Annotated in this window: 12 protein-coding genes; 9 read left to right on the top strand and 3 right to left on the bottom strand. The window is 71.2% G+C overall.

Annotated features, from left to right (window positions below; genetic code table 11):
* Positions 1-38: 38 nt before the first annotated feature.
* From AB0L95_RS15775 to AB0L95_RS15760, 4 genes are all read left to right on the top strand, one after another.
* Complete coding sequence (locus AB0L95_RS15775) at positions 39-1769, top strand: serine/threonine-protein kinase (protein ID WP_365162108.1); 1731 nt, start codon at positions 39-41, stop codon at positions 1767-1769.
* 44 nt (positions 1770-1813) lie between these two features.
* Positions 1814-2545, top strand: coding sequence for an A24 family peptidase (locus tag AB0L95_RS15770; protein WP_365162106.1), 732 nt, complete (start codon positions 1814-1816; stop codon positions 2543-2545).
* 70 nt (positions 2546-2615) lie between these two features.
* Entirely contained in the window at positions 2616-3830 is a 1215-nt protein-coding gene (gene mqnC, locus AB0L95_RS15765) for a cyclic dehypoxanthinyl futalosine synthase (RefSeq protein ID WP_365162104.1), read from the top strand.
* 7 nt (positions 3831-3837) lie between these two features.
* On the top strand, positions 3838-4488 hold the full coding sequence (locus tag AB0L95_RS15760; protein ID WP_365162102.1) for a hypothetical protein: 651 nt from the start codon (positions 3838-3840) through the stop codon (positions 4486-4488).
* Between the two features lie 4 nt (positions 4489-4492).
* Here AB0L95_RS15760 and AB0L95_RS15755 read toward each other — a convergent pair whose 3' ends face one another.
* Positions 4493-5527, bottom strand: coding sequence for a chitinase (locus AB0L95_RS15755; protein ID WP_365162100.1), 1035 nt, complete (start codon positions 5525-5527; stop codon positions 4493-4495).
* A gap of 305 nt (positions 5528-5832) precedes the next feature.
* Here AB0L95_RS15755 and AB0L95_RS15750 point away from each other — a divergent pair, with 305 nt between their 5' ends.
* The 4 genes from AB0L95_RS15750 to AB0L95_RS15735 all read left to right on the top strand — a co-directional run bounded on the left by AB0L95_RS15750 (position 5833) and on the right by AB0L95_RS15735 (position 10486).
* Positions 5833-6246, top strand: a complete 414-nt coding sequence (locus tag AB0L95_RS15750; protein ID WP_365162098.1) for a hypothetical protein — start codon at positions 5833-5835, stop codon at positions 6244-6246.
* A gap of 19 nt (positions 6247-6265) precedes the next feature.
* Positions 6266-8596: a glycosyltransferase gene (locus tag AB0L95_RS15745; RefSeq protein WP_365162096.1), complete on the top strand. Its 2331-nt coding sequence runs from the start codon at positions 6266-6268 to the stop codon at positions 8594-8596.
* Positions 8597-8662: 66 nt separating this feature from the next.
* Positions 8663-9760 carry an acyltransferase gene (locus AB0L95_RS15740; RefSeq protein ID WP_365162094.1) on the top strand — a complete coding sequence of 366 codons (1098 nt, stop codon included), beginning with the start codon at positions 8663-8665 and terminating at the stop codon, positions 9758-9760.
* A 30-nt stretch (positions 9761-9790) separates the two neighbouring features.
* Positions 9791-10486 carry a demethylmenaquinone methyltransferase gene (locus tag AB0L95_RS15735; RefSeq protein ID WP_365162092.1) on the top strand — a complete coding sequence of 232 codons (696 nt, stop codon included), beginning with the start codon at positions 9791-9793 and terminating at the stop codon, positions 10484-10486.
* A gap of 42 nt (positions 10487-10528) precedes the next feature.
* Here the strand turns inward: AB0L95_RS15735 and AB0L95_RS15730 are convergent, their stop codons facing one another.
* Complete coding sequence (locus tag AB0L95_RS15730; protein WP_365162090.1) at positions 10529-10867, bottom strand: PASTA domain-containing protein; 339 nt, start codon at positions 10865-10867, stop codon at positions 10529-10531.
* Positions 10868-10960: 93 nt separating this feature from the next.
* Positions 10961-11467, bottom strand: a complete 507-nt coding sequence (locus tag AB0L95_RS15725; protein WP_365162088.1) for a GNAT family N-acetyltransferase — start codon at positions 11465-11467, stop codon at positions 10961-10963.
* A 48-nt stretch (positions 11468-11515) separates the two neighbouring features.
* Here AB0L95_RS15725 and AB0L95_RS15720 point away from each other — a divergent pair, with 48 nt between their 5' ends.
* Positions 11516-12850, top strand: coding sequence for a geranylgeranyl reductase family protein (locus AB0L95_RS15720; RefSeq protein WP_365162086.1), 1335 nt, complete (start codon positions 11516-11518; stop codon positions 12848-12850).
* Positions 12851-12857: the final 7 nt, after the last annotated feature.

The following is a 12857-nucleotide window of genomic DNA, read 5'->3' as shown; positions in this document are numbered from 1 at the left end:
TACCCTGCTGGCAGGTCGTACGGGGGAGGAGTGGCGCCATGCAGCCACTGGAAGCCGGTGAACCCGCCACGGTGGGGCCCTACCGGCTGCTCGGCAGGCTCGGCTCCGGCGGGATGGGCCGGGTCTACCTGGGGCGCAGCGCGGGCGGACGCACGGTCGCGGTCAAGATCGTGCATCCCCACTTCGCGCTGGACGAGGAGTTCCGCGCCCGCTTCCGCCGCGAGGTGGAGGCCGCGCGGCGGGTCGGGGGCGCCTGGACCGCGCCCGTGCTGGACGCGGACGCCGAGGCGCCGGTGCCCTGGGTCGCGACCGGGTACGCGGCGGGGCCGTCCCTGGCCGTCGCGGTGACGGACGGCGGCCCGCTGCCCCCGCATTCGGTACGGGCACTGGGCGCCGGCCTCGCGGAGGCGCTGGCGGCGGTGCACGGACTGGGCCTGGTGCACCGGGACGTCAAGCCGTCCAACGTCCTGCTCACCCTCGACGGACCGCTCCTGATCGACTTCGGCATCGCGCGGGCCACGGACGGCACGGCGTCGCTGACCTCCACGGGTGTCTCCGTCGGTTCGCCCGGCTACATGTCCCCCGAGCAGATCCTCGGCCAGGGCGTCACCGGCGCGGCGGACGTCTTCTCTCTGGGTGCGGTGCTGGCGTACGCGGCGACCGGGCAGCCTCCGTTCCCCGGCGACTCCTCGGCGGCGCTGCTGTACAAGGTCGTCCACGAGGAACCGGAGCTCGGCGCCCTGGACGGCGAGGTGCGGGACCTGGTGGCCGCCTGCCTGGCCAAGGACCCGGCGGCGCGCCCCGCACCGGAGGACGTGGTCCGGCGCCTCGCCCCGGAGGGCGCGTCCCGCCTGGTGGGCGGCGGCTGGTTGCCGGGCCCGCTGGTGGAACAGGTCAGCCGTAAGGCCGTACAACTGCTGAACCTGGAGGTCTCGGGGGCGCATCCGGCGCAGACGCCGCCGTCGGGGCCGGTGCGGTTCAGCAACGCGTCGGTGAGCGACTCGGCCGGGGCGCCTGCGGACGCGGGTACGGGCGCGGCCTCTGCGAGCCGTCCCGCTCCGGCGCCCGAAGTCCCGGTGCCCGCCGGGGTCTTCGGTCCTCCGCCCGCCATGACCGTCCCTCCCGCCCGGGGCCCCGAGGCGCAGCCTCAGGACGCCGTGACCGCCACCGGCGGCCCCGGAAGGCTCTCGGTGAGCGTCGCCGCGACCTCCGCCCCCGCGCCGGGCGGTCGCGGCCGGCGCATGAGCTGCACGGTCGCGCTGGCGGTCGCCGGGGCGCTGGCCGTGGTGACGGTCGGTTCGCACTTCGCCTTCCGGCTGTTCGACGGCGGCGGTTCCGGCGGGGGCAGCACCGCCGGAGGGGCCCCCAAGTCCCCGTCGGCCACGGGCAGCGCGTCCACCCCGGCGGACGGGAACGCCGCCGTGTCCGCCTTCTACCTCGGCACCTGGGAGGGCGACGCCCTGGCGCTCGGTGGCGCGTTGCCCGCGGGCAGGTTCCGGGTGACCATCGGCCAGGCTGCCGCCGGCGGGCGGATCGGCACCTTCCGGTCCACCGACCAGCTGGGCGGCGTCTGTGACGACGTACTGTTCCTGAAGCGTGTCTCGGCCGGGCAGCTCGTCGCCACGAGCGTCGCCGAGAAGTCCAACCCGTCGACGTGCACGACCGGAAGCCATGAGGTCCGGCTCACGCCCGACGGCTCGGACCTCAAGTACGAGACGGACAACGCGGACGCCGGGAACCCGACAGCACTCCTGCAGAAGGTCAAGTAGCCCTTCCCCGGGGCGAGTCGGGAACGGCATCCGGCGCTTACCCTGTGCCCGTGGATCTGGACCTCTGGGCGGCCGTCGGGGCCGCGGTGTGGGGTGCGGGCGTCGGCCTGCTGGTGCCCCGGGCCGCGTACCGGCTCTGCGTCGAGCCCGAACAGCCATGGCGGGACCGGTGTCCCGAGGGGCACCCGATCGACGGGTGGCTCGGCCGGGCCCGGTGCGCCGACGGGCGGGCGTACGGCCCCGGGACCGTCTCGGTGAGCGTGGCCACCGCCCTGGTGTGCGCCGCCCTCGCCCTGGCCACCGGCACCCGCCCCGAGCTGGCCGTCTGGCTGCTGCTCGCCCCCGTCGGCGTCCTGCTGACGATCGTGGACTTCCGGGTGCAGCGGCTGCCGGACGTGCTCACCCTGCCGCTCGCGGCCGCCGCCCTGGTCCTGCTCGCGGCCGCCGCGGCCCTGCCGGGGCACACGGGGCACTGGCGCACCGCACTGTTCGGCGCCCTCGTCCTCGGCGGCGCGTACTACGTGCTCTTCCTCGTCAACCCGAACGGCATGGGCTTCGGCGATGTCAAACTCGCCCTCGGGCTCGGCGCGGTCCTCGGCTGGTACGGCTGGCCGGCCGTGGTCCTCGGCACCTTCACCGGATTCCTCCTCGGCGGGCTGTACGGACTCGCGCTCGTGCTGGCACGCCGGGCCGGGCGGCGGACCGCGATCCCCTTCGGGCCGTTCCTCATCGCCGGCGCCCTGGTGGGACTGCTGACCGGCGCGGGTGCGGCCTGACGTCGGCCCGGTGAAACCCCTGGCGTAGGCTGGTCCGGTCTGTCCACAACCCTTACGAAAGGGACGCCCGGTGACCGAGAAGGCCGACCTCACGCCCATTGATGTCACAGCCGTCCTCGACCGTGCCGCAGCCGGTGGGCGGATCACCCCCGAGGAAGCGCTCGTCCTGTACCGGGACGCTCCGCTGCACGCGCTGGGCGCCGCCGCCGACGCGGTACGCCGCCGCAAGTACGCCGGTGTCGAGCACATCGCGACGTACATCATCGAGCGCAACATCAACTACACGAACGTCTGCGTGACGGCGTGCAAGTTCTGTGCCTTCTACGCGGCCCCGAAGGACACCGCCAAGGGCTGGACCCGCGACCTCGACGACATCCTGCGCCGGTGCGCGGAGACCGTCGAACTGGGCGGCACCCAGATCATGTTCCAGGGCGGCCACCACCCGGACTACGGCGTGGAGTACTACGAGAAGCACTTCCGCGCCATCAAGGAAGCCTTCCCGCAGCTGGTCATCCACAGCCTGGGGGCGTCCGAGGTCGAGCACATGGCACGGATCTCGGGCGTCTCGGTGGAAGAGGCCATCACGCGCATCCACACCGCCGGGCTCGACTCCTTCGCAGGGGCCGGCGCCGAACTCCTGCCCGAGCGGCCCCGCAAGGCGATCGCGCCCCTGAAGGAGAGCGGCGAGCGCTGGCTGGAGATCATGGAGGCCGCGCACAACCTGGGCGTGGAGTCCACGTCCACCATGCTCATGGGCACCGGCGAGACCAATGCCGAGCGCATCGAGCACCTGCGGATGATCCGTGAGGTACAGGACCGCACGGGCGGTTTCCGGGCCTTCATCCCGTACACCTACCAGCCCGAGAACAACCATCTGAAGGGCCGCACCCAGGCGACCCTCTTCGAGTACCTGCGGATGATCGCGATCGCCCGCCTCTTCCTGGACAACGTCCAGCACATCCAGGGCTCGTGGCTGACCACGGGCAAGGAGATCGGCCAGTTGTCGCTGCACTACGGCGCGGACGACCTCGGCTCGATCATGCTGGAGGAGAACGTCGTCTCCTCGGCCGGTGCCAAGCACCGCTCCAACCGCCAGGAGATCATCGACCTGATCCGGAAGGCCGGCCGGGTCCCGGCGCAGCGCTCGACGACGTACGAGCACCTGGTCGTCCACGACGACCCGGCGAACGACCCGGTCGACGAGCGGGTCGCGTCCCACATCTCGTCGACGGCGATCGAGGGCGGCACGGCCCACCCCGAGCTGAAGCTGCTCGCCTCCAACTAGCGCGCGCATGCTGACGATCCACACCGCCGGTCTCCTGGTCACCGGGGACCGGCGGACCGCCCTGCCCGACGGCGCGGTGCTCCTCGACGGCCGGGCGTGCGCGGCCGTCGGCCCGTACGAGGAACTGGCGGCGGCACACCCGACCGCCCGGGTCCGGCGTTGGCCGGGGCTCCTGACCCCGGGTCTGCTGAACCCGTACGGGCCCGAACTGCTGGAGCAGGCCTACCATCCGGATCCCCGTGAGGCCGACGAACTGGGCACCCAGCCGCTCATGGGCGAGGCCCTCGCGGGGATCGTGATGAGCGACACCCGCTGGGGCGCGAGCGCGCGGCGCGGAGTGCAGCGGATGCTGGCGCACGGCACGGTCGCCGTGGCCGGAACCCTGACGAGGCCCGCCGTGGTGGACGCCGTGTACCGAGCGGGGCTGACGCAGGAGGAGCGTTTCGAGCGTCCCGAGAGCCCGCCGTCCCTCGACCCGCTGACCGGGCGCAGCCTGGCGGAGGCGATACTGCTGCCGCTTCCGCCGGACGGCGCCGACGGCTGGGACGCGACGTTCGCCGTCTTCGACGTCCCCGACGAGGCCGCCCTCACCGAGCGCGGGGCCGGGACGTGTGTGGCGACGGTCGTCGCCGGGCGGCTCGTGCACCGGCGCCGCTGACGGTTCACCCCGCGAAGGCCTGTCCGAAGGCTCCCGAAGTCTGCCGGACGCCACTGCAGTTCGTGGCCGCGTCGCCCTTGGAGGAGCTGCCGTCCACGCAGCTCCGGTCGCGGAACGTCGACCACATCGACAGCCACGCCAGGTCCTTCCGCTCGGCGAACGCCCGCACCTGGGCCGCGTCGGAGAGCGTGAACGTCTCTCCCGAGACGTCGTTGACGCCGATCATCGAGGTCAGCGCCAGGCCCTGCCACGCGCCCTGGGAACTCAGCCCGAAGATATCCGCGAGCTGGTCGTGGGCCGCCTCGGCGGAGGTGATCGCGTAGTCGCCCATGTCGCCGGAGTACGACTCGCCGTAGTTCATCGTCATGACGTTCACGGCGGACACCCGCACCCCGTGGTCGTTGGCCGACTCCAGCAGCGCCTTGCCGTCGGCGTCCAGGCCCGAGGGCATCACGGGCAGGGTGAACGAGACGTCGAGCCCGGGACGCTCCTTCTGCAGCAGCGCGATCGCCTTCGAGCGCAGCGCGACCGACGCCGTGTCTGTCAGCTCGTCGCCCTCGATGTCGAAGTCCGCCCGGGTCGCGCCCGCCGTGTCCAGCGCCTTCGCGTACGCCGCCGCCAGCGCGCTCGCGCTGGCGCAGACCGACGCCAGCTCCTTCCCGGACGCCCCGCCGAAGGAGACCCGTACCGTCGCGCCGTGCTGCTTCAGCGCCGCGATCCGGGCCGTCACCGCCGAGTCGCCGACAGCCTCGGTGCCGTTCCACTTCGGCGTACAGCTGCTGCCGTCCGAGATCACGAAGGCGAGGTTGTACGTCGACGGGGACCCGGCCGCGTCCATGGCGGAGGCGTCCGTGGCGCTGACGTAGGGCTCGAAGGCGGTCGACCGGGCCGACGGGGCCGATCGTGCCGACGGGGCCGACCCGGCCGAGGGGGGCGACGACGGCTCGGGCGGGGAGCTCTTCGTGGCGGAGGAGCAGCCGGCGACGGCCAGGGCGAGCAGGCAGCTGAGCCCGGCCACCGGCTTCAGGAAACTCCTCATTGCGCATGCACCCGCTCTCGTGAGTCTGTCTCAGGACGGAAACAAATCCGTTCCGGAAACGGAAATGAATCACATCGGGCTGTGATTTATTTCGACAGCGGGTGCACAGGGAAGACTGGGGGGTGGCGGCATGAAAGGGGCATGATGGGGCAAGTCGTCCGGCATTCCGGGCACTGCGCCCTGATCTGTGCCGTCGAGTGATTCCGGGAAACTCTCAGCGTAATGACAGTCTCCGGCGCTTCTCACGGGTGGCGCACATGAAAGCCAGAGATTCGGCCAAATAAAGCAGCCCTAATATCCGAGGAATGCAATCCGAGTCCGCCATAGATAAAAGCGCCGCCGCGGCCCGCGTCCCCGGTGGCCGCCGCAAGCGCGGCAGCGGGTCCGCGGAGGGGCCCGTCTTCGTCGACAACTCCGGGCGCCGGGCCAAGGCGCTGCGCCGGATCGGCCTTCTCGTCGGCATCGTCTGCCTTGGGTACGCGGCCGTGCTCGGCATGGCGTTCATGGGCTGGGGCACCTCGCTGACCCCGTCCGCGCTGCTGCCCTTCGGCCGTGGCGGCCAGTCCGCACCCGGCGGCGGCTTCCGGCCGGGAGGCGGCCCCGAGGGCGTCACGCCGACCGGCAGGCCCACGGGCAAACCCACCGGCAGTCCCACCGGTGTTCCACCCGCGGGCGCGCCCACGGCCCCGGCCGCCGTCGCGTCCTCCGGCGCCAACTGACGGGAGTGCGGCCACAGTCATGACGACGACCTCTACACGCGGCCGCCGACGCGCCCCCTCGAAGATCGAGCGGGCCGCCGGAAAGGCCGCCGCACTCCAGAAACCGCGGGTCATCCTCGCCGGACTGCTTCTGCTCGCCCTCACCAGCGTGATGCTGCTCGACGGCTATCTGCGCGCGGAGGTGGGCGGCGACCAGCGCGTGCGTACCGGCGCCGCCTCTGATGACGTCCCCGACAAGGTGCTCGACGGCGGCTCCATCCTCACCTTCCGGGGCGGACAGGCCGTGTCCCGGTCGGTGCCCGCCAAGACGATCGCGCTCACCTTCGACGACGGCCCGAACCCGACCTGGACGCCCCAGGTTCTGAAGATCCTCCGGGAGAACGACGTCCCGGGCACGTTCTTCCTGGTCGGCTCGATGGTCTCGCGCTACCCGAGCGTGGTGAAGACGATGGTCGAGCAGGGCAACGAGGTGGGCATCCACACCTTCACGCATGTGGACCTGTCGTACCAGAGCGACGCCCGCGTCCAGCGTGAGATGGACCAGACGCAGCTCGCCCTCGCGGGTGCGGCCGGCATCACGACGACGTTGTTCCGCGCGCCGTACTCCTCGGAGGCGGACGCCATCGACAACTACAGCTGGCCCGTCTACAAGAAGCTCGGGGAGCAGGGCTACACCAGCGTCTTCGTCGACACCGACAGCGACGACTGGAAGAGGCCGGGCGTCTCGAAGATCATCCAGTGGGCCACGCCGAAGAAGAGCAAGGGTGCCTCGGTCCTCTTCCACGACGCGGGCGGCGAACGTTCGCAGACCGTCAAGGCGCTGCCGCAGTACATCAAGAAGATGAAGGCGAAGGGCTACACCTTCACCACGATCAGCGGCGCCCTCGCCGAGGACCGCGCGATCGGGCGGACGGCCACGGGCGCCGGGGCCTCCGCCGGCTCGGGGACGGGTGCCGGGGCCGGTTCGGGAGTGGTTGCCGGTGCGGGTGCCGTGGCGGAGGGTGCCGGGCCGGGCGGGGAGGGTGCCGGCCGGACCCGGTCCGGGATGACGGTGCTCCAGGCCGCGCACCGCACCGCCACCGGCGCCACCCTCTACGAGGGCAAGGCCCTCGTCTGGGCGGTCGCCGTAGCGGAGTGGACCGTGCCGGTGCTCGCGGGCGGACTCACGGTCGTCGGCTTCGCCGTGCTGGGCCGGTTCGGGATGATGCTGTTCCTGGCCCGCCGCCACCACCGGCAGCGCAACAGACGCCGGTTCTCCTGGGGGCCGCCGGTCACCCGGCCGGTGAGCGTGATCGTGCCCGCGTACAACGAGAAGGAGTGCATCGCCAACACGCTCAACTCTCTCGCCCGGAGCACCCATCCCATCGAGATCATCGTGGTCGACGACGGTTCGACGGACGGCACCGCGGACATCGCGGAGGGCCTCGGGCTGCCGAACGTACGGGTCCTGCGCCAGGAGAACGCCGGCAAGCCGGCCGCGCTCAACAACGGCGTCCGCAGCGCCCGTCACGACATCGTCGTGATGATGGACGGCGACACCGTCTTCGAGCCGGACACCGTGGAGCGGCTGGTGCAGCCGTTCGCCGATCCGGAGGTCGGCGCGGTCGCGGGCAACGCCAAGGTCGGCAACCGCCGGACGCTGATCGGGGCCTGGCAGCACATCGAGTACGTGATGGGCTTCAACCTGGACCGGCGGATGTACGACCTGCTGCGCTGCATGCCGACGATCCCGGGTGCGATCGGCGCGTTCCGCCGTGAGGCGGTGCTCGCCGTGGGCGGTATGAGCGAGGACACGCTCGCCGAGGACACCGACATCACGATCGCCCTGCACCGCGCGGGCTGGCGGGTCGTCTACGAGGAGCACGCCAGGGCCTGGACGGAGGCGCCCGGCTCACTGGGCCAGCTGTGGTCACAGCGCTACCGGTGGTCGTACGGGACGATGCAGGCGCTGTGGAAGCACCGCACGTCCCTGACCGACGAGGGTCCCTCGGGCCGCTTCGGCCGAGTGGGGATGCCGCTCGTGGTCGTCTTCCAGATCATCACGCCGGTCTTCGCCCCGCTCATCGACGTCTTCACCGTCTACTCGATGATCTTCGTCGACTTCCGGGCGGCGCTGCTGGCCTGGCTGGCGGTGCTGGCCGTCCAGCTGCTGTGCGCGGCGTACGCGTTCCGGCTCGACCGGGAGCAGTATCGCTATCTGCTGATGATGCCGCTGCAGCAACTCGCCTACCGGCAGATGATGTACCTCGTCCTCATCCACTCCTGCATCACCGCCCTCACCGGCGGCCGACTGCGCTGGCAGAAGCTCAAGCGCACGGGCGAAGTGGGCACACCGGCGGGGGCGAGCTGAATGGGTTCCCATCGAAAAGGGGCAGCAGAGCCCATATCGACTCTTTCCGGAGGCGCTTCCGCCCCGGTGCCCGGCGCGTCCCCGGACGCCGCCCAGCCGCCCCGAGCGGACGCCCCGCCCGAGCCGAAGGCGGCCGGCCGGGACCGCTACTTCGACGCCCTGCGGGCCGTCGCCCTGGTCCGGGTCGTGACCTACCACACCTTCGGCTGGGCCTGGGCCGGCCTGGTCTTCCCCTCCATGGGCGTCATGTTCGCCCTCGCGGGCACCCTGATGGCCAAGTCCCTGGAGCGGCCGGCCCTGAAGGTGATCAGGAGCCGGCTGCGGCGGCTCCTGCCCCCCTTCTGGTTCTGGGGCTTCTTCGTCGTGCTCGCGATGCTGGCCCGCGGTTGGATGCCCGGCTGGCAGATCGTCTACTGGACCGTCCCGCTCGGCGATCCACCGGGCAACGCCTGGGGCGAGCAGGCCTGGGAGATCCTCTGGTACCTGCGGACATACCTCTGGTTCGTCCTTCTCTCCCCGGTGTTGCTCCGGGTCTTCCGGGCGGCCCCGGTCCCGGTCCTGCTCGCCTCGCTCGCCCCGATCGTGGTGTTCCGGTATCTGTGGGCGCCCCCGGACAACCGCTTCGGCAGCGGGCTGTACGACTTCGCCACCTTCCTCTTCTGCTGGCTGCTCGGCTTCGCCCACCGCGAGGGCGTGCTGCGGCGGCTGGCGCCCCTCCCGGTGGTCGCGCTCTCCCTCGCGGCGATCGCGTACGGCGGCTGGTACGCCCTCACCCACCAGCAGGAGGCGGGCGGTTACGACCTGGACGACATCCCGCTCGCCCAGGCGTTCTGGTCGGCCGGCTATGTGACGCTGCTCATGTACGCCAAGGCCTACTTCCGTATCGACCTGGCGTGGCTGGCCCGTCTCCGGCGGACCGACCGGGTGGTGACGATCTTCAACGCGCGCGCGGTGACGATCTATCTCTGGCACGAGATCGCGCTCGTCCTCGCCGTGCCGCTGATCGACCGGTTCTGGGACGTGCCCGCGTTCGAGAAGTGGCTGCCGCTGGACAGCCAGTGGTTCCTGTACGGCGTCGGCTGGGTGCTGATCTGGGTCGCGCTTCCCCTCCTGGGATGGGTCGAGGACGTGGCCGCCCGGAAGAAGCCGAGGCTGCTGCCGTGATGCCGTACCCCGTACTGCCACAATGGGAACGTGACCCGCGCATCCCTGGACAAGCAGCCGCACGAAGTCGCCTCGATGTTCGACGACGTGGCGGAACGGTACGACCTGACGAACGACCTGCTGTCGCTCGGCCAGGACCGGGTGTGGCGCAAGGAGGTCGCGAAGGCGGTCGACGCGCGTCCCGCGCAGAAGGTCCTGGACCTGGCGGCGGGCACGGCGACCTCGTCGCTGCCCTTCACGCGCGCGGGGGCCTATGTGGTGCCCTGCGACTTCTCGCTCGGGATGCTCCAGGTCGGCAAGAAGCGACACCCCTGGATGCCGTTCACGGCGGGCGACGCCACCCGGCTGCCGTTCCGGGACGATGCCTTCGACGCCGTGACGATCTCCTTCGGGCTGCGCAATGTGCAGGACACCGACGCGGCGCTGCGCGAGCTGTACCGGGTGACCAAGCCGGGCGGGCGCGTGGTGATCTGCGAGTTCTCGCATCCCACGTGGGCGCCCTTCCGCACGGTCTACACCGAGTACCTGATGCGGGCGTTGCCGCCGGTGGCCCGCGCGGTGTCGTCCAACCCGGAGGCGTACGTCTACCTCGCCGAGTCCATCCGCTCCTGGCCCGACCAGCCGGCCCTGGCCGGGCGACTGCGCAAGGCGGGCTGGTCGAATGTGGCGTGGCGCAATCTGACCGGCGGCATCGTCGCGCTGCACCGCGGCTTCAAGAACGACTGACGGAAGCCGCCGGCGCCTGAAGGCCGGCCGGGGCCGGGCGGCTCACCTGAGCAGTTCGAAGGTGTCTCCCGGTTCGTCGAGTTCGCGGCGCAGTCCGCCCGGCGGCGGGATGGGCAGCCGTGGTTCGCGGACCCCGGCGCCTCCGCCGCCCTCGCCCTCACCGAGGTCGAACCACACGGTGACCACGGCACCGCGCGGCACCTCGGCGCCGGGCAGGGGATATTGGCGTACGACGTAGTCGACGACGGTGCGGTGGAAGTCCGGCCGGTCGGGTGCGGCGAGGGCCACACCCCGCTGCGCGGCGGTCTCGCGTGCGTCCATCGCCATCAGCCCGACCAGGCGCGGCACACGAACTTCGGGTGTTTTGGGTGTTATAGGCACAGATGTCACCCCCAGCGATACTGGAAGGGTAACCGGACGAGGGTGCCACCCGGAAGCGCTGCGTTTCTTTCTGTAGCAGTTGGCTACGCTACGTCACAACGCGAGGCGGTAGCAGTGTGCTTCCTGCTTCGACACCGGCGTCGTGAGGACCTCGGCGAGGTTCATGCCGAGCCGCCGGGTGACCGCGATCGACCTGGCGTTCCGGGCGTTGACCATGGCCACCACGTCGTCCACGCCCGCGGCACGGACCCGCTCCAGGGTCATCCGCGCGGCCGCCGTGACATACCCTTTGCCCCAGTGCTCCCGCCCGAGCCGCCAGCCGATCTCGATCTCGCCCTGCGGCCCCCACTCCTGCGGCCACGGCTGGGCGCCGGTGAAACCGAGGACCCGACCGGATGCGTCGAGCACGGTCCACAGGCAGAAGCCGCGCTCGGCGTCGTGCCGCCGCTGCCGGGCGGTGAGTTCCTCGTAGACGGACAGTCCGGCGGATCGGCCGCCGTGGAACTCCATCACGTCCGGGTGGTCGAACACCCTGTGCCAGGCCACGGCGTCCTCGTCGGTGGGAACGCGCAACCGTACTACGGGCAGAGCTCGGTTCACGGGGGCAGCCCTTCAGCCGGGTGATCAATTCTGCTGAATAGACTGCCCATGTCCAGTGCCCGTCAGCACGCAGTTTTCGAACCCTGGGGAGATCCCGCCGTGACCGAGCCCCTCTCCGACAACACCGCCGATGTGATCGTCGTTGGCGCGGGGCCAGCCGGCTCCACGACCGCGTACCACCTGGCCAGGGCCGGGCTCGATGTCCTCCTGCTGGAGAAGACCGAGTTCCCGAGGGAGAAGGTCTGCGGCGACGGCCTCACCCCGCGTGCCGTCAAGCAGCTCGTGGCGATGGGCCTCGACATCTCCGAGGAGGCCGGCTGGCTCCGCAACAAGGGCCTGAGGATCATCGGCGGCGGTGTCCGCCTCCAGCTCGACTGGCCGGATCTCGCCTCCTTCCCGAACTACGGACTCGTCCGCAAGCGCGACGACTTCGACGAGCAGCTGGCCCGGCAGGCCCAGAAGGCGGGCGCGCGTCTGTACGAGCGCTGCAACGTCAGCGGGCCGATCGTCGACGACCGCACCGGCCGGATCACCGGTGTCACCGCCAAACTGGGCGAGGAGAAGCGCGAGGTCACCTTCCACGCGCCGCTCGTCGTCGCCGCGGACGGCAACTCCACCCGGCTCTCCCTGGCGATGGGACTGCACCGCCGCGAGGACCGGCCGATGGGCGTTGCGGTGCGCACGTACTTCACCTCCCCGCGTCACGACGACGACTACCTGGAGTCCTGGCTGGAACTCTGGGACCGGCGCGGCAGCCAGGAGCGGCTGCTCCCGGGCTACGGCTGGATCTTCGGCATGGGCGACGGCACGAGCAACGTCGGCCTGGGCGTCCTGAACACCTCCGACTCCTTCAAGGAGCTGGACTGGCGCGAGGTCCTCAAGGCGTGGTGCGCCTCGATGCCCGAGGACTGGGGCTACACCCCCGAGAACATGACCGGCCCGATCCGCGGCGCCGCCCTGCCCATGGCCTTCAACCGCCAGCCGCACTACACCAAGGGCCTGCTGCTCGTCGGTGACGCGGGCGGACTGGTGAACCCGTTCAACGGCGAGGGCATCGCGTACGCCATGGAGTCGGGCCAGATCGCCGCGGACGTCATCGTCCAGGCCGTGGCCCGCGCGACCCCCGCCCAGCGCGAACTGGCCCTGCACAACTACCCGAAGATCCTCAAGGACACCTACGGCGGCTACTACACGCTGGGCCGCGCCTTCGTGAAGCTGATCGGCAACCCGAAGGTGATGAAGATCGCGGCCCAGCGGGGCCTGACGCACCCGGTGCTGATGAAGTTCACGCTGAAGCTCCTGGCCAACCTGACAGACCCGACGGGCGGCGACGCCATGGATCGCATCATCAACGGCCTGTCCAAGGTGGCCCCGAAGGCGTAACCCTTCG

Origin of the sequence: Streptomyces sp. NPDC052036 (assembly GCF_040680495.1) — a bacterium.
GTDB lineage: Bacteria > Actinomycetota > Actinomycetes > Streptomycetales > Streptomycetaceae > Streptomyces.
The sequence above is the reverse complement of the archived record's forward strand: the minus strand, read 5'-3'. Positions and strand labels throughout refer to the sequence as shown.

Bases quoted from the DNA above. Each gene is read 5' to 3' on its own strand.
- AB0L95_RS15775 (WP_365162108.1), top strand. From the start codon at position 39: ATGCAGCCACTGGAAGCCGGTGAACCCGCCACGGTGGGGCCCTACCGG.
- AB0L95_RS15760 (WP_365162102.1), top strand. From the start codon at position 3,838: ATGCTGACGATCCACACCGCCGGTCTCCTGGTCACCGGGGACCGGCGG.
- AB0L95_RS15755 (WP_365162100.1), bottom strand. From the start codon at position 5,527: ATGAGGAGTTTCCTGAAGCCGGTGGCCGGGCTCAGCTGCCTGCTCGCC.
- AB0L95_RS15750 (WP_365162098.1), top strand. From the start codon at position 5,833: ATGCAATCCGAGTCCGCCATAGATAAAAGCGCCGCCGCGGCCCGCGTC.
- AB0L95_RS15745 (WP_365162096.1), top strand. From the start codon at position 6,266: ATGACGACGACCTCTACACGCGGCCGCCGACGCGCCCCCTCGAAGATC.
- AB0L95_RS15720 (WP_365162086.1), top strand. From the start codon at position 11,516: ATGTCCAGTGCCCGTCAGCACGCAGTTTTCGAACCCTGGGGAGATCCC.